Genomic DNA, 21,792 nt, shown 5'->3' with positions numbered 1-21,792 from the left:
GCTGGGGAGGCCGGGCAGAACGCGAACGGTCGGGGCCGGTTGGCCCTTCCCTACCGATTGTTCGGTCGTTGATGCATTTTGGCTACAGGCGGGTTCAGCCTGTGGACAAACGGTTCTCCACAGCTTGTGATGAAGGCAGGGAGTCCACAAAGGGGAGGCGGGACCATATGCCGGAGGAACAGATGGCCAGTCCGGGCGGGCAGCCGTCGACGGCGGCCGCCCCCTCACCTCCGGCCGCACGCCCCCTCGACACCATCGACCGCGCCATCCTGCGCCTGCTACGGACCGACGGCCGGGCCTCGATACGCTCCGTCGCCGAGCAGGTGCACGTTTCCCGCGCCAATGCCTACGCGCGGATCAACCGGCTGCTCGACGACGGCGTCATTCGTGGCTTCAGCGCTCTCGTGGACCAGGAAAGAGCAGGTCAGGGCGCTTCCGCCTACATAACCTTGAAGATCGTGCAGAACTCCTGGCGGACCGTGCGCAAGCAGCTCACCGCGCTGCCCGGGGCCGCCCACATCGCCCTGGTCAGCGGTGATTTCGATGTGCTGTTGCTGGTGCACACCAAGGACAACCGCGAGCTGCGCGAACTGGTCCTGACCCGGATCCAGTCGATACCGGAGGTGCTGAGCACCCGCACGCTGTTGGTGTTCGAAGAGACGGATCTGGGGCTGGAGGAGGGGTGGGGCGGGGGCGAGGGGCTGAGGGGCTGAGGGGCTTGGGAACGGGGGCGGGGGAGCAGCAGCCGCGCCCGACCCCGAGCCGTGCGCGCGCCCCCTCAGACCTTGCGCAACCCCGAGAACGCCGTCCGCACCACGGCCTCCGCGACCTCGTCGCGGCTCGCCGCGTCGCCCCGCCCCGGCCGGTACCACTCCACGACCGAATTGATCATGCCGAACAGCAGGCGGGCCGCCAGCCGAACGTCCACGTCGTCCCGTAGGTCGCCGTCGGCGGCGGCCTCCTTCAGGAGGTCGGCGACCCTGTGGTCGAAGTCGCGGCGGCGCTCCATGGCCCACCGCTCGGTGTCGGTGTTCCCGCGCACCCGCAACAGCAGCGTCACGTAGGGAAGTTCGTCCATCAGCACCTCGGCCTCACGCCGGGTGACGTATTCCAGCCGCTCGATCGCCCGCCCCACCTGGGCGCCGGGTTCCGCCAGAACGCCGAAGAGCCCGTCCAGGGCTCGGCTTATCGCGCGGCGGAGCAGCTCTTCCTTGCTCCGCACATGGTGATAGATCGACGACTTGGAAATGCCGGCCGCTTTGGAGAGGTGCTCCATGGAGGTGCCGTCGTAGCCGCGCTCGATGAACACCTCGACGGAGACTGCGAGCAGCGAATCGGGCGTGTAGGCGTCGCGCTTGGCCATGGTCATGATTAGAGCACCAATTCCTCAAGGTCCGCACGGCGCCGCAGCGCCCAGGACGGTACGTAGCGTCCCCCGGCATTCTGGTGGTGCAGGGAGTCCAGCAGACCCCGGACCCAGTGGGCACCGAGCCCATCGGCCCACTCCATGGGGCCACCGGGGTAGTTCACCCCGAGCCGCATCGCCGTGTCGATGTCGTCGGGGGTGGCGACGCCCCGGGCCGCGGCGTCCACGGCGAAGTCGATGATCATCGCGACCGTCCGGGCGACGATCATGCCGGGAAGGTCGTCGATGACGCTGACCTGTTTGCCCAGCGCCTGGAAGAGGCCGACAGCCTCGGCGAGATCCGCCTCGGAGGTGGTGGCCGAGGGGGCGAGGGCGACCCGGGTCGCGGCCCGGTAGTCGAGCGAGAGGTCGAAGCGGATGGTGGCGCCGGGGCCCCGGCCGGTGGCCGGGCAGCCGTTGGTCAGGGCCAGGCGGGCCCCTCCGGGCAGGCGGATGAAGCCCTCGGACTCCCCCGGCGTGCGGTCGTGGGTGACCTTGATGCCGGCTTCCTCGATCAGCTCGCGCACCACCGCGGCGGGTCCGGGGAGCCCCGCGTGCACGGTGACCGAGGAGGGCGCCGGGCAGGGCCCGGCGGTGTTCGGCTCGGGCCGGCGGGCGCCCTCGGCGTAGTCGAACCAGCCACGTCCCGTTTTGCGGCCGTGCAGACCGGACTCCACCAGGCGGCGCTGCGCCAGGGAAGGCGTGAACTTCGGGTCCTGGAAGAACGCGGTCCACACCGAGTGGGTGACCGCCTCGTTCACGTCCTGCCCGATGAGGTCGGTGAGTTCGAACGGGCCCATCCGGAAGCCGCTGCCCTCGCGGAGGACGGCGTCGATGGTGGCGGGGTCGGCGGCCCGCTCCTCGTGGACGCGCAGGGCCTCGGCGTAGAAGGGGCGGGCGATGCGGTTGACGATGAAGCCGGGGGTGTCGGCGCTGCGCACCGGGGTCTTTCCCCAGGCCGCGGCGGTGTCGTAGGCGGCGGTCGCGGCGGCCTCGTCGGTGGCGAAGCCGCTGACGATCTCGACCAGGGGGAGCAGTGGTGCGGGGTTGAAGAAGTGCATGCCCACGCAGCGGCCGGGGTGCCGGAGCCCGCCCGCGACGGCGGTCACGGACAGGGAGGAGGTGTTGGTGGCCAGCAGGCAGTCCACCGGGACGATGTCCTCAAGGGAGCGGAACAGCTCCTGTTTGGCTGGGAGTTGCTCCAGGATCGCCTCTACGACGAGCGCGGCGTCGGCGAGTTCGGCGAGTGCTTCGGCGGGGGAGAGGCGGGCGCGGGCGGCGTCCCGTTCGGCCGCCGAGATCCGGCCTTTCTCCACCAGTCGGTCCAGCCGCCGCACGATGGCTCCGGTTGCCTGCGCGGCCCGGCCCGGGGCGCTGTCGTAGAGCAGTACGGGGTGACCGGCGACCAGCGCCACCTGCGCGATCCCCTGTCCCATGGTGCCCGTGCCCACCACTGCCACGGTGGTGTCGGTGCCGATTGCCGTCATGGCAGCTGATCCTCCCCGACCGAGTTTTCCCCAGGTTGGCCGGGCCCTCTTGCCCCGACCGATCGTTCGGTTACTCTAACTCTGTTGCTGTGTCACTCCCAGCCCCTATCCACTTTCCGCGCAGTCGACGAGGAGTTGGTCATCGATGGCCGCCGAAATGACCGCAGCGCAGTTGATCGAGAAGCACCGCCCGACCCTCGACAAGGCGCTGGAAACTATCCGCACCCGCGCGTACTGGTCCCCGCACCCCGAGCACCCCAAGGCCTACGGCGAGAACGCCGCGCAGGACGGCCTGGCCGCCTTCGAGGCGCTGCGCGGCACCCGTTTCGCGCTCGACCAGCCCGGCACGGACGACTGGACGGGCGAGGAAGTCTCGCCCTACGGACCGGAGTTGGGCGTCACCTATCCGCACCCGGACGTCTCGGTGCTGCTGCCGGCCATGCAGGCCGCGATCCCCGCATGGCGGGACGCCGGCCCGGAGGTCCGCGCCGCGGTGTGCCTGGAGGTCCTGGCACGGATCAGCGCGCGCACCCATGAGTTCGCGCAGGCCGTGATGCACACCAGCGGCCAGGCGTTCATGATGGCGTTCCAGGCGGGCGGGCCGCACGCCCAGGACCGCGGCCTGGAGGCGGTCGCGTACGCCTATGAGGAGCAGACCCGCACCCCGCAGAAGGCGGCGTGGACCAAGCCGCAGGGCAAGCGGGACCCGCTGGAGCTGACCAAGAGCTTCACGGCCGTGCCGCGCGGCGTGGCCCTGGTGATCGGCTGCAACACCTTCCCGACGTGGAACGGCTATCCGGGTCTTTTCGCTTCGCTGGCGACGGGCAATCCGGTGCTGGTCAAGCCGCATCCGCGCGCCGTGCTGCCGCTGGCGCTGACCGTCCGGGTGGCCCGGGAGGTGCTCGCCGAGGCCGGTTTCCCCGCCGACCTGGTGTGCCTGGCGGTGGACAGGCCCGGCGAGGGCCTGGCCAAGACGCTGGCGGTCCGGCCCGAGGTCCGGATCATCGACTACACCGGCTCGACCGCCTTCGGCGATTGGCTGGAGTCGCACGCCCGCCAGGCGCAGGTCTACACAGAGAAGGCCGGCGTCAACTCCGTGGTCATCGAGTCCACGGACAACTACAAGGGCATGCTCAGCAACCTCGCCTTCTCGCTGTCGCTCTACAGCGGGCAGATGTGCACCACGCCGCAGAATCTGCTGATCCCGCGGGACGGCATCGACACGGACGCGGGCCCGAAGTCGTACGACGAGGTCGTCAGCGATCTGGCGGGCGCGGTCGGCGGCCTGCTGGGCGATGACGCGCGGGCCAACGCACTGCTCGGCGCGATCGTCAATCCGCAGGTCAAGGAGCGGATCGGGGAGGCTTCCGGGCTCGGTGAGGTGGCGCTGGCCTCGCGCGAGGTGGCGAATCCGGAGTTCCCGGGGGCCACGGTCCGCACGCCGGTGATCGTCAAGCTGGACGGCGCCAAGCCGGACTCCGAGGCGGCGTACCTGTCGGAGTGCTTCGGTCCGGTGTCCTTCGCGGTGGCGGTCGATTCCGCCGCCGATGCGGTGGCACTGCTGCGCCGCACGATCCGCGAGAAGGGCGCCATGACGGTCGGCGCGTACACCACCTCGACCGAGGTGGAGCGCCTGGTGGAGGAGGCATGTCTGGAGGAGTGCGCCCAGCTGTCGCTGAATCTGACCGGTGGGGTATATGTGAACCAGACCGCGGCGTTCTCCGACTTCCACGGCTCGGGGGGCAATCCGGCGGCCAACGCGGCGCTGTCCGACGGCGCCTTCGTGGCGAACCGGTTCCGGACGGTGGAGGTCCGGCGGGAGGCGTGAGGTTCGCGGCGCGGGGCCCGGGGAGTTGCCCGTGCCCCGCGCCGCGACGGTTCCGGCGGCGATGACCGACGGAGTGGATCTCCGTGGCGAGGAAGGCATGGGCGGTCCGGACCACCGGGCCGATGTCGAAGCATCGGCCGCATAACGGGGGTGGAGTGGCCGCCTGTCGTCATGGCTGCTCACGGCGCCGGGTGCGTGCCTCCCCAGTGGAACAGCGCCATGGCGACACTCGTAGCCAGGTTGTAGCTGGACACCTGGGGCCTCATCGGGAGGGCTACGAGCTTGGCGGCCCGCTTCCGGAGTTCCGGCGAAATCCCGTGCCGTTCGGAACCGAACGCCAGCAGCGCGTCATCGGGAAGCACCACGGATCTGATGTCGTCCCCCTCCGGGTCCAGCGCGTACACCGGCCCCGGCGGTAGGTCGTCGAGCTGGAGACTCTCGACCGCGGTCGCGTAATGAAGGCCCGCTGCTGCGCGCACCACGTTGGGGTGCCACGGGTCCAGATCACCGGTAGTGACCACGCCCGCGGCTCCGAAGCCGGCAGCAAGCCGGACCACGGCGCCGACATTCCCCAGGTTGCGGGGGTTCTCCAGGACGACGACCGGAGCCGGCCGCGGGGCCCGCGACAGGTTCTCCAGATTTCGTCGGGGGTCCGGGCGAACCGCCAGGCCGGCCACTCGCGTGGGGTGCACCCTGGGCACAAGGTCCCGGAGGGTTTCGGCCGGCACCTCGATCACGAGATCGCCGATCCGGTCGGTGAGGTCGTCGGCCAACTCACCAGCCAGCGTCAGAACGGAGCCCTTGTCACTGGAGATCGCCACGCGAACGTCCGCCCCGAAGCGGAGAGCGTGCTTCAGGGCATGAAACCCGTCCAGCAGCACCATCTCAAGCGCGGCGTCCTGCCACTGTCGTACAGCTCTCGTGATCTCGTCCTCGCTCACCACTTCAGACTACGGCTCACTGCCGCTACCAGGGCCTTCGCCCGGAACCACTCCCCTGAGGAGGCCAGTTCGGTGATCAGGCCGCCGCGCTGCCGATGGGCAGGATGCCGTCCTCCGCGCGCAGTGGGCCGAAAAGGTAGGGATAGCCCCACTGATTCCCGATGCCCCTTCCGAGACAATGATCTCGTAGCGGCGCGCCGGACCGAGCGTTCCCGCACAGCACAACGGGGAAGTAAGGACGGCGGACATGGCAGACCACATCGCGTACGAGGCCGAGCCGCGAGCGGGGGCGCTGCCGCCGCGGGCCGAGACGGAGCGCTGGCGGCCGACCCTGGGCGGTCGCCTGCTGGCACCGTGGCGCGGACTGGCCCTGCTGGGTCTCGGCCTGGTCTCCGCGGTGATGTCCTGGCTGCTGCTGATCTCGATGTGCCTGCTGTTCATCTGGCTCGGCTTCGCGCTGGTACCCGACGCGGCCCGCGCCCTGCACGCCCTGGCGAACCGTCAGCTCGAACTGGGTCGTCGCTGGTACGGCATACCCCCGGCCGCACCGGAGCGCCCCGAAGCCGCCCGGCCGGCGCCCCGATCCACCCCACGCTCCACCCCGCCGCTCGTGCGGCGCGTCCTCTCCGTGCTCCGGTCCCCGGCCACCTGGCGCGATCTGGGCTGGGCCCAACTCGCCGCAACCTTCATCGGGTTCCTCGCGCTGCTCCCGTTCGCCCTGCTCGTCCACGGCGCGTTCGGCATCGCCCTGCCGTACATCTGGGAGTCCGTGGCCCCCGCCTTCGACAACAGCTGGTTCCTGTTCATCCCGCTGAGCGCCCACACCACGCGCTTCGCGGCCGGTATGGGCGTGCTGGAGATCCTTCTCTCCTTGTGGGCGGGGCCGTACATCCTGCGTGCCCAGTCCCGCCTCTCACAGACCCTGCTCCGCCCGTCGGACATCCACTAGGCGTGCGGATCCTCGTGGAACCCGCCGGTCCGGATACGGCTCATGGACGCTGACGAGCCTCACACGTGGGCGCGCATCTCGGCAGCGGTCGACGACGTTGCGGCGTACGCCGTCGGCTAGCAGCTCGGGGGCGTGGCGGCCGTCCTGCGGCCAGGGCCGCGGGTGCGGTCCGACGCCGATCTCGGGTCCGCACCCGTCGTCTTACCGGAGGGGCTCGGCGAGGGCGGTGGCTTCGCTGCTCACTCCACAGGTGTATGGCCATCGCCGCCGGAACGGGCAGCGACCTCGGGCGCACCGTCGCCGGATGCCGCCTCCGGGCCGGGGCCGTCGGTGCGGGGGAACAGCCGTCGGCGCAGGCGGGAGAGCCGGCCGCCGAGCCAGGTCAGGAAGTTGGTCGGCAGGAAGACGGCGTCGGCGGTGATCATCGCCAGGGAGAAGAACGGCAGGCCCAGCAGGACCGCGATCGAGAGGTGCTCGCAGATCATGGCGACCAGCAGCACGTTCTTCAGGCGCCGGTTGAAGAGGGTGAACGGGAAGGCGACCTGCACGATCACGGTCCCGTACGTGATCAGCATGACCATCAGGCCGTTGCTGCCGAGCAGCTGCGACAGGCCCGGCCAGGGGGAGAAGTAGTCGAGGTGCATCGGGTAGAAGACGGCGGTGCCGTCCTGCCAGCGTGAGCCCTGGATCTTGTACCAGCCGGCGGTGGCGTAGACCAGGCAGACCTCGACCATGATCACCAACAGGACGGCGTTGTGCGCCAGTTTGGCGAGGGTGTCGAGGACGGTCCGGGGCTCCCCGGGGGCGTACCGCTGCACCGCCCACCACAGGCCGTGCGCCGCCCACAGTCCCCACAGGGCCAGGCTCCAGCCGAAGTGCGGGAACGGCCCGTGCCCGAACCAGGTGAGCCCGGCGGCGCCCTGCAACTGGGCCACGGCGAGGGCGAGGCCGAGCACCGCCCACAGGACGATGCCGGTCACGTCACGGGGTGGGGCCGCGGCGTCTTCCGGCCCGCCGGTGGCCGCCGCCCGCCCGGCGCGGCGGGCGTCCAGCGACCACACCTGCCCGCACCGGGTCAGCACGAGGTACATCGCCATCAGGTGGATGACGTTGTCGCCGCCGTCCCCGATGAAGACGCTGCGGTTCTGCAGCGAGAGCACACCGACCATGAACAGCACCGACATGGTGCGGGTGCGCCAGCCGAGCATCAGCAGTGCGCTGGCCACGATGGCCAGGAGGTAGACGCACTCGAACCAGCCGCGGCCGTCGGACCACACCAGGACGGAAAAGCCGTGGTTGCCGTTGAGCAGTTGGCGCGCCATGCCGAAGTCGAAGGGGCCGGCGGGCCCGTAGAGCTGCTGCCGGTACGGCCATTCCCGCAGGAGGAACAGCAGCCAGGTGCCGGCGAAGCCGATCCGGATGACGGCGGTCTGGTACGGGGCCAGCGCGCGGGCGGTGACCCGGGTGAAACCGCGACCGATGACGCGTTCGACGCGGGTCTCCTGATAGACGGCGGGAGCCTGCGCGGGGGCGTCGGTGGCCTGCGGGGCGGTGCGCGGCGGCGTCGGTGACGTCACTTGTTCGTCGCCCCCTCGGGCAGGTCGTTCGCGGTGATCTGCCACCAGGGCAGTACGCGGTAGACGGGCTTGTCGCTGACCTTCTCGGCGCTCCACGGCGGCGGGAGCACCGCGGTGGTCTGCGAGCGGAACTGGATCTGCTCGACCCGGTCGCCGTCCTTGGTCCACTCGCCGGACATCCGGAGCATCGCGATCCGGCGGAGGTAGCGCGCGAACATCTCACTGCGGTCGCCGGTCGGGCGGTTCTGCGCGTCGAGGGTGCTGGAGAGCAGCTCCCAGCCGCGGCGCAGCTGGTTCTGCTGGGTGTGGCTGGGCAGCGGGTTGTGGAGGATGGCCTGCCCGTCGCGGGCGGTCAGATCCGTCCAGCCGGTAGTCCGCGTCGTGCCGTCCGGGGAGCGCAGCTGCGCGCGGACCTGGGCGTCGGTGTTCTGCTGGAGGGGGTTGGGGGCGAACAGCTTCCAGTTCTGTTCGTACTCCGGGTAGACGTAGTCGCTGATCAGCCCGGACTGCTGCTTGCTGAGCGTGTTCGACGGCGCGACGTGCAGGAACATCATCGCGAGATGGATCAGGGCGGCGACCGCGATGACGCTGGCCGCCGTTCCTATGACGATGCGCGAGGGCAGCGACAGCGCGGCCAATGGCCGCGATTCGTCCCCGTATGACTGCATTCCCGCCCCGTTCCCAGTCCTCGTACGGCTGTCTCCGCCCCGGAACCGTACCTATGCGGCCGCCCCGGGCACACCTTCCGCTGGTTATCCACAGGCTTGACACCCGCGGCCCTCCCACTCACCATTGAACCGAACGATCGGTCGGTCGGGAGGAGGGGGCATCACATGACGACGATCGCGCCGGAGGACACGGGCCACGAAGCCCTGTTCGACGCCACCATCGCCGCGGACGAGCGGATCGAACCACGCGACTGGATGCCGGACGACTACCGCGCCTCACTGGTGCGCCAGATCGCCCAGCACGCCCACTCCGAGATCATCGGCATGCAGCCGGAAGCCAACTGGATCACCAGAGCGCCTTCCCTGCGCCGCAAAGCGATCCTCATGGCCAAAGTCCAGGACGAAGCCGGACACGGCCTGTACCTCTACAGCGCCGCCGAAACCCTCGGCACCGGCCGCGACGAACTCCTCGACAAGCTCCACAGCGGCCGCCAGAAATACTCCTCGATCTTCAACTACCCCACCCTGACCTGGGCCGACGTCGGCGCCATCGGCTGGCTCGTGGACGGCGCCGCGATCACCAACCAGGTCCCCCTGTGCCGCTGCTCCTACGGCCCGTACGCCCGCGCCATGGTCCGCATCTGCAAGGAAGAGTCCTTCCACCAGCGCCAGGGATACGAGCTCCTGCTCGCCCTCAGCCGCGGCACCGAGGCCCAGCACGCCATGGCCCAGGACGCCGTCAACCGCTGGTGGTGGCCCTCACTGATGATGTTCGGCCCGCCCGACGACGAATCCGCCCACTCCGCGCAGTCCATGGCCTGGAAGATCAAGCGCCACTCCAACGACGAACTGCGCCAACGCTTCGTGGACATCTGCGTCCCCCAGGCCGAAGCCCTCGGCCTGGCCCTCCCCGACGCCGACCTCCGGTGGAACGAGGAACGGGACCACTGGGACTTCGGCCCCATCGACTGGACCGAATTCCGCGCAGTCCTCAAGGGCAACGGCCCCTGCAACGACGAACGGATCGGCCGCCGCCGCCGCGCCCACGAAGAAGGCACCTGGGTACGCGAAGCCGCCGCCGCACACGCCGCCAAACACCCGGCCCGCACGACGCCGCACACCGGCACCGACCAGGAGGAGGCGGCCCGATGACCACACCACACCCCACCCACGTCCCGGCCCCACCCGCCGGCACGCCCCAGCCCAGCAGCACGGCAAACGCCGCGGCCACCACCGGCCCCGCCGACTGGCCCCTGTGGGAGGTCTTCGTCCGCAGCCGCCGCGGCCTGTCCCACACCCACGCCGGCAGCCTGCACGCCCCCGACGCCCAGATGGCCCTGCGCAACGCCCGCGACCTCTACACCCGACGCTCCGAAGGCGTCTCCCTCTGGGTAGTCCCCTCCACCCAGATCACCGCCTCCTCCCCGGACGAGAAGGACACCTTCTTCGAACCGGCCGGCGACAAGCCCTACCGCCACCCGACCTTCTACGAGATCCCGGAGGGGGTGCACCACCTGTGACGCCGCACACCGCCACCCCCGCCCTCCCCCTCGGAGACGACGCGCTGATCCTCTCCCACCGCCTCGGCGAATGGGCGGGCAACGCCCCCGTCCTGGAAGAGGAAGTCGCACTCGCCAACATCGCCCTGGACCTCCTCGGCCAGGCCCGGATCCTGCTCTCCCTCGTCGGCGACGAGGACGAACTCGCCTACCTCCGCGAGGAACGCCAGTTCCGCAACCTCCAGCTCGTCGAGCAACCCAACGGCGACTTCGCCCACACCATCGCCCGCCAGCTCTACTTCTCCACCTACCAAGAGCTGCTCTACGACCACCTCGCCACCACCGACACCGCATTGGCGCCACTCGCCGGAAAAGCCGTCAAGGAGACCGCCTACCACCGCGACCACGCCGAACAATGGACCCTGCGCCTCGGCGACGGCACCGACGAGAGCCACACCCGGATGCAGCGCGCCCTGGACGCCCTCTGGCGGTTCACCGGCGAACTCCTCGCCCCCGTCGACGGACTGGAGAACGTCCCCTGGCAGGCCCTCGGCGCCGAGTGGACCACCCGCATCACCACCACCCTGGAGCGCGCCACCCTCACCGTCCCCGAAGGCCCCCAACACGGCGCCTGGACCGCTGGCGGCGGACGCCAAGGACTGCACACCGAACCCTTCGGCCGGCTGCTCGCCGAAATGCAGCACCTCCACCGCAGCCACCCGGGGGCGACATGGTGACCGCGACCGCCCTGGAAGCGGAGCTCCGCGCCCTCGCCGGCTCCGTTCCCGACCCCGAGCTGCCCGTCCTCACCCTCGCCGAACTCGGCGTCCTGCGCGAGGTACGACTCGCCGCCCCCGACCGCGTCGAGGTGGCCCTCACCCCCACCTACACCGGCTGCCCCGCCATCGAAGCGATGTCCGCCGACATAGAACGCGTCCTCCACGACCACGGCATACCCCAGGTCGAGGTCCGCACCGTCCTCAGCCCACCATGGACGACCGACGCCATCACCGAAGAAGGCCGCCGGAAACTAGCCGCGTTCGGCATCGCCCCGCCCCGCCCCACCGGACCGACCAGCGGACCGGTCACCGTCGACCTCACCATCCGCTGCCCGCACTGCGGATCCACCGACACCACCCTGCTCAGCCGGTTCTCCTCCACGGCCTGCAAGGCGCTGCGCCGCTGCGAGTCCTGCCGCGAACCCTTCGACCACTTCAAGGAGTTGTGATGTTCCACCCGCTCCAGGTGCGGGAGATCGAGCGGCTCACGGACGACGCAGTGGCCGTCACCTTCACGGTCCCGCCCGCACTCCGCACGACCTTCCGACACACCCCCGGGCAGCACATCGCACTGCGCAGAACGATCGACGGCCAGGAGATCCGCCGCACCTACTCCCTGTGCACCCCCGCCACCGACAACCCCGTCCTGCGGGTGGGCATCCGCCTGGTCGAGAACGGCGCCTTCTCCACCTACGCCCTCAAAGAACTCGCCGTCGGCGACACCGTCGACGTCATGGCCCCGGCCGGTCGCTTCACCCTCGCCCCCCGCCCCGGCCAGTTCGTGGGCATCGTCGGCGGCAGCGGCATCACCCCGGTGCTCTCCATCGTCACCACCCTGCTCGCCCGCGAACCGGACGCCCGCTTCTGCCTGATCCGCAGCGACCGCACCACGGCCTCCACGATGTTCCTGGAGGAGGTGGCCGACCTCAAGGACCGCTATCCGCAACGGTTCCAACTGGTACACGTGCTCTCCCGCGAGGAACGGCAGACCGGCCTCCCCTCCGGCCGCCTCGACCAGGAACGCCTGCACACCCTGCTGCCCGCGCTGCTCCACACCGACACCGTCGACGGCTGGTTCCTCTGCGGCCCCTTCGGCCTCGTCCAAGGCGCCGAACGGGCACTGCGCACCCTCGGCGTGCCACGCACCCGCATCCACGAAGAGATCTTCCACATAGACAACGGCGCCGCGGCCCCCGCCCCCGCCACCACCGCGCCCGCACACAGCACGGTGACCGCCACCCTCGACAGCCGCTCCGGCACCTGGCCGGTCCACGACGGCGAATCCCTCCTGGACGCCGTACTCCGCAACCGCCCGGACGCCCCCTACGCCTGCAAGGGCGGCGTCTGCGGCACCTGCCGCGCCTTCCTGGTCTCCGGCGACATCCGGATGGACCGCAACTTCGCCCTGGAGGCCGACGAGGTCGACGCCGGATATGTGCTGGCCTGCCAGTCCCACCCGGCCACGGAAAAGGTCGAGCTGGACTTCGACCGCTGACAGCCACCCGGTGCCGTCCACGTCCGCGCCATTCCCAATTCCTGCAACATGTTCTACCTTGACGCCTCGTCAGATCTCACACGTCGGATTCCGACGGCGCGACGCGGGAGGCCGGACCAGTGGACTTCACCTTCACCGAAGAACAACAGGCCGCCATCGAAACGGCACAAGGCGTCTTCTCAGCAGTCACCCCCGACGGCGTCCCCAGCCCGGCACTCACCCACGGCCCCGTCGCCGACGACTTCGACCGCCCTCTGTGGCGAACACTCGCCGACGCCGACCTCCTCGGCCTCCCCATCGCACCCGAGCACGGCGGCGCGGGCCTCGACCCGATCGCCCTCTGCCTCGTCCTCCGCGAATCCGCCAAGGTCCTCGCCCGCGTCCCCCTCCTGGAGTGCTACGCCACCGCGCACACCCTCCAGAAACACGCACCCGACGACCTACGAGCCGACGTACTGCCGCAGATCGCCACCGGCAACCTCGTCATCACCGCCGCCTCCAGCGGCCGCACCGGCCACGACCCGGCCGAACTCGCCGTCACCGCCCGCCAGGACGGCACCACCTGGACCCTCGACGGCACCCATACCGCCATCCCCTGGGCCCGCACCGCCGACCGGATCCTGCTCCCCGCCCACACCCCCGACGGCAGCGCCCTCCTCGCGCTCGTCCCCCGGAGCCACCCCGGCCTCACCCTCAACGAACAGACATCCACCAACGGCGAGCGCTACGCCGAGGCCCATCTCGACTCCGTACGCATCGACGCCCGGGACACACTCACCGACCCGGCCGCCTGGGACACCCTGCGCGACCTGCTCACCACCGGCACCTGCGCACTCGCACTGGGCCTCGGCGAACGTGTCCTGACCATGACCAGCGACTACACCGGGAACCGCGAACAGTTCGGCTTCCCCCTGGCCACCTTCCAGGCCGTCGCCATCCAGGCCGCCGACCGCTACATCGACCTGCGCGCCATGGAGGCCACCCTCTGGCAGGCAGCCTGGCGCCTCACCACCGGAGCAGCGGGCCCCCTACCGCCCACCGGGGACATCGCGGTCGCCAAGATCTGGGCCTCCGAAGGCGTCCGCCGCGTCGTCCAGACCGCCCAGCACCTCCACGGCGGCTTCGGCACCGACACCGACTACCCGCTGCACCGCTACCACGCCTGGGCCAAGCAACTCGAACTCTCCCTGGGCCCCGCAGCCGCCCACGAAGAAGCACTCGGCGAACTCCTCGCCGCACACCCGCTCAGTTGACACACCAGCGGAACGGCAACGCCCCAAAGGGCAGCGCCTACGGGGAAGCCCCGACCCCGCTGACCTAGATGACCGTCCCCACGCCGCCCTTACCGTCCGCCACCGGACGCCCGGCCGCCTCCCACGCCTGCATACCGCCCGCGACATTCACCGCGTCGACGCCCTGCTGGATCAGATACTGCGCCACCTGAGCCGATCGACCACCGACCCGACACAGCACATAGATCTTGCCGTCCTCGGGCGCAGCCTCCGTCAACTCCCCATAACGGGCGACGAATTCACTCATCGGGATGTGCAGCGCGCCCTGGGCGTGCCCAGCCTCCCACTCGTCGTCCTCACGGACGTCCAGGAGAAAGTCCTCGGGCGTGAGGGCATCGACACCGACCGTGGGCACAGAACCAAAATGCATACTCCCGACGCTACCCGACCAGCTGAGCGAGGTACGCCTCGCGCTCCCGGACATCGGCCAGCAGCTTCTCGGCGATCTCGTCCAGCAGGCTGTCCGGATCATCCGGCGCCATCTTGATCATCGCGCCGATCGCGCTGCCCTCCAGATCCGCAGCGACGGAAGCCAGCAGCTCCTTGCGCTCGGCCAGCCACTCCAGCCGGGCGTAGAGCTCCTCGCTCTCACTCGGCCGCCGCTCGACAGGCGCCGGACCGGCCTCCCACTCCCGCACCAGCTCCCACAGCAACGCCACGTCGCCCCGCCCGTACGCAGCGTTGACCCGCGCGATGAACCCGTCCCGCCGGGCCCGCTCCGCATCGTCCCGTGCCAGGTCCGGATGCGCCCGACGCACCAGATCCCGGTAGATCTTGCGGGCCTCCTCGCTGGGCCGAACCTTCGGCGGCGGCTGAACCGGCTGGTCCGTGAGCATCGCCTGCGCCTCAGGGAACAGCCCCTCCGACCCGAGCCAACCGTGGAACAGCTCCTCCACCTCCGGCATCGGCATCACCGACGCACGTGCCGCGCGGGCCTTACGGATGTCCTCGGGGTCGCCGGTACGCGCCGCCACGGCCTCCGCGATCTGCGCATCCAGCTCGTCCAGCCGCGCGTACACGGGGCCAAGCCGCTGGTGGTGCAACCGGGAGAAGTTCTCCACCTCCACCCGGAAGGTCTCCACCGCGATCTCGAACTCGATCAGGGCCTGCTCGGCCGCCAACACGGCCTTCGCCAACCGTCGCGTCGCCTCGTCACCGCCCGCCCCCTCCGGGCTCCCACCGGAAGCAGCGGCACCCCCGCCGCCCCACTCCGCCCCCGGCACCTCCCCGCGGGCATCCGCCGCCCCCGGTTCGGCCGGGGCGCCGGGTGCCCCCGGTACGTCCGGTCGGTCCTGGCCGTCCTGCGCGTTCTCCGCGTGCGAGTTCGTCACCCGGTCAGCGTACGGCCCTACGGGAACTGGGCACCGGGCCGCACCTGGGGCATGTGGGTGGGATGAGGTGGGAGCCCGGGTACGGCAGGGCGGGGGGGCGGGGCAGGACAGAGCGCCCCGGGAGCCTGGGCGGTGCGGCGAGCGGCCTGCTGTGGCCGTTGGGTGGGGTGGGAGGGCCCGCATTCCACACGCTCCTCGGGCCCCCTCCCCCCGCCCCTCCCCACCCACCACCCCCCAAAAAGCTCCCCTCAAACCCCGCTCTCCGCCGCAATTCGTCCACTGCGGATCGCCGCGACCAGGTCCGCGTGATCTGTTTCCGTGCGCTCCGCGTAGGCCACCGCGAAGGCCGCTATCGCCTCGTCGAGCGCCTCGCCCTTGCCGCAGTAGCCGGCCACGATGCGTGGGTCGGCGCTGTGGGCGTGGGCGCGGGCCAGGAGCGCGCCGGTCATCCGGGCGTAGTCGTCGAGCTGCCCGCCGGTCAGCTGGGCCGGGTCGACGCTGCCCTTGCGGTTCCGGAACTGCCGTACCTGGAAGGGCAGTCCGGTGCCCGGACCGTCCGGTGCCTCCGTGCCGGCCTGCCGTTCGTCCCCGGTTCTGCCGGGTATGCCGTCCGTCGTGCCCGCTCGCACCGTCGTCCATCCCAGCAGCAGGTCGCTGACGACCTGCATGCGGCGTTGGCCGAGCACCACGCGTCGTCCCTCGTGTTCCGCCGGAGGTGCGGGGAAGCCGGCCTTGGTCACGTAGGGCGCCAGTACGGAGCGGCGGGCCTCCTTCACCTGGAGGACCAGGGGCTCGCCACGGTGGTCCAGCAGCAGCACCACGTATGACCGCAGTCCGACGCTGCCGGTCCCGACTATGCGGAAGGCGACGTCGTGCACGGCGTACCGGGCCAGCAGCGGCAGCCGGTCCTCGGGGAGGGTTTCCAGGTAGTCGGCGAGTGACGAGGCGACTGCCGCCGCCTCCGCGTCCGGCACCCGGCGCAGCACCGGTGGCGCGGCCACGAAGCGGAGGCCGCCGTCCGGTCCGCGCTCGGTGGATTTCGCCGCGAAGCGCGCGCTGGTGTTCTTGCGTGCCTTGGCCTCGACCCGCTCCAGTGTGCCCAGTAGGTCCCGGGCATCGGTGTGCGAGACCAGTTCTTCGTCGGCGATGGCGTTCCACGCCTCGGTCACGGGGAGCTTGGCGAGCAGCCGCATGGTGCGTCGGTAGGCGCCGGCGGCGTCCTGGGCCGCGGCCCGGCAGGCATCTTCGCTGCCGCCCGCTTCCCGGCCGGCCAGGACTATTGAGGTCGCGAGCCGTTTGACGTCCCATTCCCAGGGGCCGTGGACGGTCTCGTCGAAGTCGTTGAGGTCGATGACCAGGCCGCCGCGGGCGTCGGCGTAGAGGCCGAAGTTCGCGGCGTGTGCGTCGCCGCAGATCTGGGCCCCGATTCCCGTGACGGGGCTTTCCGCCAGGTCGTGAGCCATGAGTCCGGCCGAGCCGCGGAGGAACGCGAAGGGGCTGGCGGCCATCCGTCCGACCCGTATGGGCGTCAGTTCGGGCAGTCGCCCGGCGTTGGATTCCTCGACCGACGCCACCGCGTCGGGCCGCCCGGCGGCGATCCGCAGAGCCGCCTGCTCGCCGCGGGGTAGTTGCTCCCGCAGTGCCCGGCCCACGTCCTTGGCCGATGGTCCTTCCTCGTCCGCCCGTGCGAACCCCGGTACGTATGGCACACGCGACACGGCGGGCCACCTCCCCCTTCACGACCCTGGTTTCGCGCGGCATCCCGGGTGTGCGCTGGCACACCGGCATCCCCCGCATCCGTCCGGCTCACCGGTCGATCCGGCTCGCCGATCAATGACGTTACCGATATCTGTCCGGTGTCCGCCGGGCCTGTGGATAACTTTCGGAGGCGGAACAGGGCCGCGGATCCGGACGCCAGGCGGCACCAGGAGCGCAAAGGTCCCGCCGAAGCCCCCGATCCCCACAACAAGCCCCACAAGGAAGCCGAAGCCAAAGGGAAGAAGCCGCACCCGCACCCGCCGCGCCAGTTACACCCCCACGGCCTCCTCCATCTCCTCCTCCATCTCCGCTTCCGCTTCTGTCTGTACTGCGGCCCGTCCGGGGGCGCGTTCGGGCACGGTGGCCGCCACTGCGGCGGCGGCCACGGCGCCGGCGTTGGCGACCGCTTCGGCTTCGGTGGTGCGCCGCCGCTTCTCGGCGAGTGCGGCTACGCCGATCATCAGCAGGCCGACGAGCAGCCATCCCACGAGGGTCCAGACGTGTCCGGCGAGGCCGTGGTCGTCGAAGTAGACGTGGCTGCGGGTGCCTTCCACGAAGCCGGCGCCGTTCCAGAAGGAGTGCAGGGCGGCGAAGAAGCCGTTTTGCATCTCGGGGCGGAAGATGCCGCCGGAGGAGGTGAAGTTGAGCATCACGAACAGCGTCATGACGCCGAGCGTCGTCCAGCGCTTGAGGAAGGTGTGCAGGCCGGTGCCGATGAGCAGGATGCCGGCGGAGTACAGCCAGGCCATGCTCCACAGGGCCCACAGGCCGTGGTCGACGAGGTGGAAGACCGGTCCGGCGAAGAGTGTCCCGATGATGCTGACCATGAAGGAGGTGCCGATCGCCAGGGTGGCGCGGAGCCGCATCGGAAGGACGGCGCCGGCGCCGCCGATCACGGCGACCGAGGCGTAGGAGCCGATGCTGATGGCGACCAGGAGGAAGAAGATGCCCTGTCCGGTGGGGTCGTTCTCGGCGGTCGGGGCGACGTCGGTGACCTTCAGCGGGGCGCCTTGTTGGGCGGCGAGCGGGGTGAAGACCTTCTGGACGACGGTGGCGCTGGTGTCGGATCCGGCGGTGGCCACCAGGAGTTCGGGGGTGCGCTGTGTGCCGGCGCCGCCGGAGGGGGCCGCGGTCGCCTTGCTGCCGGTGCCCGTGGGGTTGTTCCCGCCGGCCAGGTACGCGCCGAAGATCTCTTGCTTCTTCAGTTGGTCGTCGGCGGTGGCCCGGTCGGGGACGGTGCGTGCTTCGAGTGCGCCGTGTGCGGTGTCGTTGATCGTCTGGGCGAGGACCTGCGCGTGCGTGCCGGTTCCGACGATGGCGACGGGCAGGTGGTGCGGTGAGGGGTTGGCGAATGCGCCGAGGTAGGCGAGTCCCATCCCGATGCACATCAGGAGCGGGGTGATCAGGTGTGTCACCACGTGGCGCAGGTCGGCGCGCCGGGCGGGGTGCCGGTCGCTTCGGTGGTCGCTGTGGTGGTCGGGACGTCGTCGGTCCGCGGTCATGGGCAAGCCTTCTCAGTAGTCGTCCGGGGGCCGGTGGGGTCGGCGGTCCGGTCGTCGTCGTTCAGCTGTGGCCAGGGGGGTGGCTCCGGTGGCTGGGGCGGACAGCCGCCCACCAGTAGTTGGCTATTACAACTCTCATGCCACGTTGTACTATACAACTAGTTCACCGAAAGGCAACTCCGTGACCCACCGCGACGACTCCGTCGAGACCATCCAGCAGGAGATGACCGCGTTCGCCCGGCGCGCCCGCGCGACCGCCGCCCGGATGCACCCCGAGCTCTCCCTGGTCTCCTACACCCTGCTCGCACACCTCGATGACCAGCAGGGATGCCGCGCCACCGACCTCGCGGCGCACTACTACCTGGACAAGTCCACGGTCAGCCGGCAAATCGCGGCGCTGGAGAAACTCGGTTTCGTCGAGCGGCGCATCGATCCGGACGACCACCGCGTCCAGGTCCTGCACCCCACCAAGGAGGGCGCCCAGGTGCTCGCCAACGTGACCGCCAGCCGCCGCCAGGCGTTCCACGAGCGGCTCGCCGACTGGAACGGGGAGGATCTCGACCGCTTCGCCTCGTACCTGGTGCGCTACAACGCCGCCCAGGAGCGCCTCGGCTGACCGCGCCGGGGCGGCAGCGCGCCCCGCACTGCGCCGCCGCAGCGCCCTCCCCCTACTTCCGGAAGCGCTCCGGGCACTGCCCCCCGTCAGCGAGGTAGGTCTCGGCCCAGCGGCCCAGCTCCTTGAGCGCGGGCTCCATGGCGCGGCCGGCTTCGGTGAGCCGGTAGGAGACCCGCAGCGGTGGCCCGGCGTCGACCTCGCGGACGACCAGACCGGTCGCCGCCAGTTCCATCAGGCGGTCGGAGAGCATCCGCTCACTGATGCCGGGGATGGCGCGCCGCAGGTCCGCGAAGTGCACGGGGCCGGGCATGAGGGTGGCCACGATCAGGCCCGTCCAGCGCTTCCCGAACAGCTCGAAGACGCGCGTCATACCGTCGTCGACCCGTCTACACGTCGCCTCGCTGTGGTCCACCATGCACCCAGGGTACCGCCTTCCCGTTGGCTACTGCAGAAAAGTAAGTTCCTGTGCTATGAATAGTGACGTACGGAATTCAACTAGTGGTCGGTCCCGCCCGGCCACCTAGCGAAGGACCGATCCCCATGGCCACGCTCCTGCTCATCGACTCCTCCGTCTTCCCCGAGGGCGGCTCCGCGTCCCGTTCTGTGACCGCGGCGTTCCGCAAGACCTGGGAGGAGCAGCACCCCGACGGCACCGTCATCCACCGCGACCTGGCCGCCGACCCGCTGCCGCACCTCGACGGCGTCGCCGCCTCCGCCGGCTTCTCCGACCCGGCCACCCACACCCCGGAGCAGCAGGCCGCTTTCGCGCTGCGCACCCAGCTGGCCGAGGAGCTGGAGCAGGCCGACGCCATCGTCATAGGCGCGCCCATGTACAACTTCACGATCCCCTCGACCCTCAAGGCGTGGCTCGACCAGGCGATCATCATGGGCCGCACCGCCGGCGAGAACGCGTCGGTCAAGGGCAAGCCGGTCATCGTGGTCGCCAGCCGCGGCGGCTCCTACGCGCCGGGCACCCCGCGCGAGCCCTTCGAGTACGTCCAGAACTACCTGGAGGCCGTCCTGAACGGCGCCTTCGGCCTCGACGTGGAGTTCATCGTGCCGGAGCTGACCATGGCCCCCAGCAACCCGGCGATGGCCGAGCTGGTCCCGCTGTTCGAGACCTCCCGCGCCAAGGCCCACGAGCAGGCGGAGGCCAAGGCCAAGGAACTGGTCGCGCGCCTGTCTGCCTGAGCGGACACCGCGTCGCCTGACGGGAGCCTCATCCGGACCGGGTCGGTCCAGCCCCGTCCGGCAACCACGGCACCACCGCTCCCGGGCCGAGAAGCACGGCCCGGGAGCGGTGGCTGCGCGGCCCTCCGGCCGGTAGTTCCGCACCCCGGGCCTGCGCCCCGTTCACCTCACCCCGCGGCCACGGCTCCCCGGGCCGGGCCCCGGCCCAACGCCACGGTCGACAGCGCACCCACCGCGAGCGCGCCGCCCAGCCAGATCACGCCGTCGCTCCCCCAGCCGTCCGCGGCCCGCCCGCCGACCAGCGCACCCAGGGCAATGGCCGCGTTGAACACCGCCACGAACAGTGCCGAGGCCGCCTCCCGGGCATCCGGTGCGGCCGCCATCAGCCAGGTCTGGGTACTGACCGACACGCCCCCGTAGGCCAGACCCCAGACGGCCACCAGGGCCGCGGCGCCCAGCACGCCGGCGGCGTGCCCCATCGGGGGCACCAGCAGGACCGCGGCCGCCAGTACCCCGCAGATCGCCAGCAGCGCGGCCCGCGGGGAGCGCGCCGCGCCTGCGCCGGACACGAAGTTCCCCACCAGCCCGGCGACCCCGAAGACCAGCAGCACGGTGCTGATCTGCCCGGGCCGCGCACCGGCCACCTCCTCCAGCACCGGCCGCACATACGTGTACGCCGCGAAATGCCCCGCCACCAGGAGCGCGACCAGGACCAGCCCGGTGCGCACCGGAGGCCGGCGCAGCAGCCCCAACACCCCGCCCAGCCGTACCGCACCGGCCGTCGGCAGCGGCGGCAGCAGGACGGCCAGCGCGACGACCACCGCCGCGCAGACACCGGCCATCACCACGAACGCCGCCCGCCAGCCGCCCAGTTCACCCACCAACGCACCGGCCGGTACGCCCAGGACGGACGCCGCCGCGACCCCGCTGAATATCAGGGACGTGGCCGCGGCCACCCGCCGCTCCGGCACCAGCCGCACCGCGAGCCCCGAAGCAATCGCCCACACCCCACCCATCCCAAGCCCCACCAGCACCCGAGCCACCAACAGCACCACGACGTTCGGGGCGTACGCGGCCAGGAGATTCGCCGCGGTCAGCGTGCCCATCAGGACGGCCAGTACAGCGCGCCGGTCCCGGCGTCCGATCAGCAGCGTCAACACCGGTGCGGCGACCGCGGCGACCACACCGGTGACGGTCACCGTCAGCCCAGCCGTCCCGTCCGACACCCCCAGGTCCCGACCGATCGGCGTCAGCAGTCCCACCGGCAACATCTCCGACGTCACCACCGTGAACGTCGCCGCCGCCAACGCCCCGACCGCCGGCCACCCACCACCCCGCAGACGCCCCACCTCCCCCTCCACCGCGTCCAGTTGCCCGTCTCTCGCCTTGTCCGCAGCAGTCACGGTGTCCCCCGCGCTCTCGCTCTTCGCCATAGCCCCCAGCCAACGCCCGCCGCCACGGGGGAACAAGGACG

22 protein-coding genes and 1 pseudogene are annotated in these 21,792 nt (G+C 70.8%); 11 read left to right on the top strand and 12 right to left on the bottom strand.

Features of this window, described 5'->3' with window-relative positions:
• The first annotated feature begins 167 nt into the window (after positions 1-167).
• A complete protein-coding gene (locus tag ACFVT2_RS02305; RefSeq protein ID WP_390011013.1) occupies positions 168-713 on the top strand; it encodes an Lrp/AsnC family transcriptional regulator in 546 nt (181 codons plus the stop codon).
• A 65-nt stretch (positions 714-778) separates the two neighbouring features.
• Here the strand turns inward: ACFVT2_RS02305 and ACFVT2_RS02300 are convergent, their stop codons facing one another.
• On the bottom strand, positions 779-1,369 hold the full coding sequence (locus ACFVT2_RS02300) for a TetR/AcrR family transcriptional regulator (protein ID WP_390011011.1): 591 nt from the start codon (positions 1,367-1,369) through the stop codon (positions 779-781).
• A 2-nt stretch (positions 1,370-1,371) separates the two neighbouring features.
• Entirely contained in the window at positions 1,372-2,892 is a 1,521-nt protein-coding gene (locus ACFVT2_RS02295) for a 3-hydroxyacyl-CoA dehydrogenase (RefSeq protein WP_390011010.1), read from the bottom strand.
• A 145-nt stretch (positions 2,893-3,037) separates the two neighbouring features.
• Between ACFVT2_RS02295 and paaN the strand changes: the two genes are divergently transcribed.
• Complete coding sequence (gene paaN / locus ACFVT2_RS02290) at positions 3,038-4,720, top strand: phenylacetic acid degradation protein PaaN (protein ID WP_390011008.1); 1,683 nt, start codon at positions 3,038-3,040, stop codon at positions 4,718-4,720.
• Positions 4,721-4,899: 179 nt separating this feature from the next.
• On the opposite strand, the gene ACFVT2_RS02285 is transcribed toward paaN, so the two are convergent.
• Entirely contained in the window at positions 4,900-5,604 is a 705-nt protein-coding gene (locus tag ACFVT2_RS02285; protein WP_390011232.1) for a TrmH family RNA methyltransferase, read from the bottom strand.
• Between the two features lie 304 nt (positions 5,605-5,908).
• Here ACFVT2_RS02285 and ACFVT2_RS02280 point away from each other — a divergent pair, with 304 nt between their 5' ends.
• Entirely contained in the window at positions 5,909-6,610 is a 702-nt protein-coding gene (locus ACFVT2_RS02280) for a sensor domain-containing protein (RefSeq protein ID WP_390011006.1), read from the top strand.
• A 78-nt stretch (positions 6,611-6,688) separates the two neighbouring features.
• Here the strand turns inward: ACFVT2_RS02280 and ACFVT2_RS02275 are convergent.
• The 3 genes and pseudogenes from ACFVT2_RS02275 to ACFVT2_RS02265 form a co-directional block, all read right to left on the bottom strand.
• Positions 6,689-6,790 (bottom strand): annotated as a pseudogene (locus ACFVT2_RS02275) (rRNA methyltransferase); the annotation flags it as partial.
• A 59-nt stretch (positions 6,791-6,849) separates the two neighbouring features.
• Complete coding sequence (locus tag ACFVT2_RS02270) at positions 6,850-8,187, bottom strand: HTTM domain-containing protein (RefSeq protein ID WP_390011004.1); 1,338 nt, start codon at positions 8,185-8,187, stop codon at positions 6,850-6,852.
• Complete coding sequence (locus tag ACFVT2_RS02265; protein WP_390011003.1) at positions 8,184-8,855, bottom strand: DUF5819 family protein; 672 nt, start codon at positions 8,853-8,855, stop codon at positions 8,184-8,186. The genes ACFVT2_RS02270 and ACFVT2_RS02265 overlap by 4 nt, the downstream gene beginning before the upstream one ends.
• A 165-nt stretch (positions 8,856-9,020) precedes the next feature.
• On the opposite strand from ACFVT2_RS02265, the gene paaA reads away from it, so the two are divergent.
• The 6 genes from paaA (at position 9,021) to ACFVT2_RS02235 (ending at position 13,881) form a co-directional block, all read left to right on the top strand.
• Positions 9,021-10,007 (top strand): 1,2-phenylacetyl-CoA epoxidase subunit PaaA, encoded by a 987-nt coding sequence (paaA, locus tag ACFVT2_RS02260; RefSeq protein ID WP_390011002.1) that lies wholly within the window; start codon positions 9,021-9,023, stop codon positions 10,005-10,007.
• Complete coding sequence (gene paaB / locus ACFVT2_RS02255) at positions 10,004-10,375, top strand: 1,2-phenylacetyl-CoA epoxidase subunit PaaB (RefSeq protein ID WP_390011001.1); 372 nt, start codon at positions 10,004-10,006, stop codon at positions 10,373-10,375. Before paaA ends, paaB begins: the two co-directional genes overlap by 4 nt.
• Complete coding sequence (gene paaC / locus ACFVT2_RS02250) at positions 10,372-11,091, top strand: 1,2-phenylacetyl-CoA epoxidase subunit PaaC (protein ID WP_390011000.1); 720 nt, start codon at positions 10,372-10,374, stop codon at positions 11,089-11,091. Before paaB ends, paaC begins: the two co-directional genes overlap by 4 nt.
• Complete coding sequence (paaD, locus tag ACFVT2_RS02245; protein ID WP_390010998.1) at positions 11,085-11,582, top strand: 1,2-phenylacetyl-CoA epoxidase subunit PaaD; 498 nt, start codon at positions 11,085-11,087, stop codon at positions 11,580-11,582. Before paaC ends, paaD begins: the two co-directional genes overlap by 7 nt.
• Complete coding sequence (gene paaE, locus ACFVT2_RS02240; protein WP_390010996.1) at positions 11,582-12,628, top strand: 1,2-phenylacetyl-CoA epoxidase subunit PaaE; 1,047 nt, start codon at positions 11,582-11,584, stop codon at positions 12,626-12,628. Before paaD ends, paaE begins: the two co-directional genes overlap by 1 nt.
• Before the next feature lie 119 nt (positions 12,629-12,747).
• On the top strand, positions 12,748-13,881 hold the full coding sequence (locus ACFVT2_RS02235) for an acyl-CoA dehydrogenase family protein (RefSeq protein ID WP_390010995.1): 1,134 nt from the start codon (positions 12,748-12,750) through the stop codon (positions 13,879-13,881).
• Positions 13,882-13,945: 64 nt separating this feature from the next.
• Here the strand turns inward: ACFVT2_RS02235 and ACFVT2_RS02230 are convergent, their stop codons facing one another.
• The 4 genes from ACFVT2_RS02230 to ACFVT2_RS02215 all read right to left on the bottom strand — a co-directional run bounded on the left by ACFVT2_RS02230 (position 13,946) and on the right by ACFVT2_RS02215 (position 18,511).
• A complete protein-coding gene (locus tag ACFVT2_RS02230; protein WP_390010993.1) occupies positions 13,946-14,290 on the bottom strand; it encodes a rhodanese-like domain-containing protein in 345 nt (114 codons plus the stop codon).
• A gap of 10 nt (positions 14,291-14,300) precedes the next feature.
• A complete protein-coding gene (locus ACFVT2_RS02225) occupies positions 14,301-15,251 on the bottom strand; it encodes a J domain-containing protein (RefSeq protein ID WP_390010991.1) in 951 nt (316 codons plus the stop codon).
• 248 nt (positions 15,252-15,499) lie between these two features.
• The gene (locus ACFVT2_RS02220; RefSeq protein WP_390010989.1) at positions 15,500-16,969 is read right to left on the bottom strand and encodes a DUF2252 domain-containing protein; all 1,470 of its coding nucleotides are present in this window, start codon (positions 16,967-16,969) and stop codon (positions 15,500-15,502) included.
• A 309-nt stretch (positions 16,970-17,278) separates the two neighbouring features.
• Positions 17,279-18,511, bottom strand: coding sequence for an ABC transporter permease (locus ACFVT2_RS02215; protein ID WP_390010987.1), 1,233 nt, complete (start codon positions 18,509-18,511; stop codon positions 17,279-17,281).
• Between the two features lie 181 nt (positions 18,512-18,692).
• Here ACFVT2_RS02215 and ACFVT2_RS02210 point away from each other — a divergent pair, with 181 nt between their 5' ends.
• A complete protein-coding gene (locus ACFVT2_RS02210) occupies positions 18,693-19,127 on the top strand; it encodes a MarR family winged helix-turn-helix transcriptional regulator (RefSeq protein WP_390010985.1) in 435 nt (144 codons plus the stop codon).
• Between the two features lie 52 nt (positions 19,128-19,179).
• Here ACFVT2_RS02210 and ACFVT2_RS02205 read toward each other — a convergent pair whose 3' ends face one another.
• Complete coding sequence (locus ACFVT2_RS02205; protein WP_390010984.1) at positions 19,180-19,542, bottom strand: winged helix-turn-helix transcriptional regulator; 363 nt, start codon at positions 19,540-19,542, stop codon at positions 19,180-19,182.
• Positions 19,543-19,667: 125 nt separating this feature from the next.
• On the opposite strand from ACFVT2_RS02205, the gene ACFVT2_RS02200 reads away from it, so the two are divergent.
• The gene (locus ACFVT2_RS02200) at positions 19,668-20,318 is read left to right on the top strand and encodes an FMN-dependent NADH-azoreductase (RefSeq protein ID WP_390010983.1); all 651 of its coding nucleotides are present in this window, start codon (positions 19,668-19,670) and stop codon (positions 20,316-20,318) included.
• Positions 20,319-20,485: 167 nt separating this feature from the next.
• Here ACFVT2_RS02200 and ACFVT2_RS02195 read toward each other — a convergent pair whose 3' ends face one another.
• A complete protein-coding gene (locus ACFVT2_RS02195; RefSeq protein ID WP_390010981.1) occupies positions 20,486-21,751 on the bottom strand; it encodes an MFS transporter in 1,266 nt (421 codons plus the stop codon).
• Positions 21,752-21,792: the final 41 nt, after the last annotated feature.

Origin of the sequence: Streptomyces sp. NPDC058000, from assembly GCF_042886435.1 — a bacterium.
Classification (GTDB): Bacteria; Actinomycetota; Actinomycetes; order Streptomycetales; family Streptomycetaceae; genus Streptomyces.
Note: the sequence above shows the minus strand (reverse complement) of the source record. Positions and strands in the feature narration are given on the sequence as shown.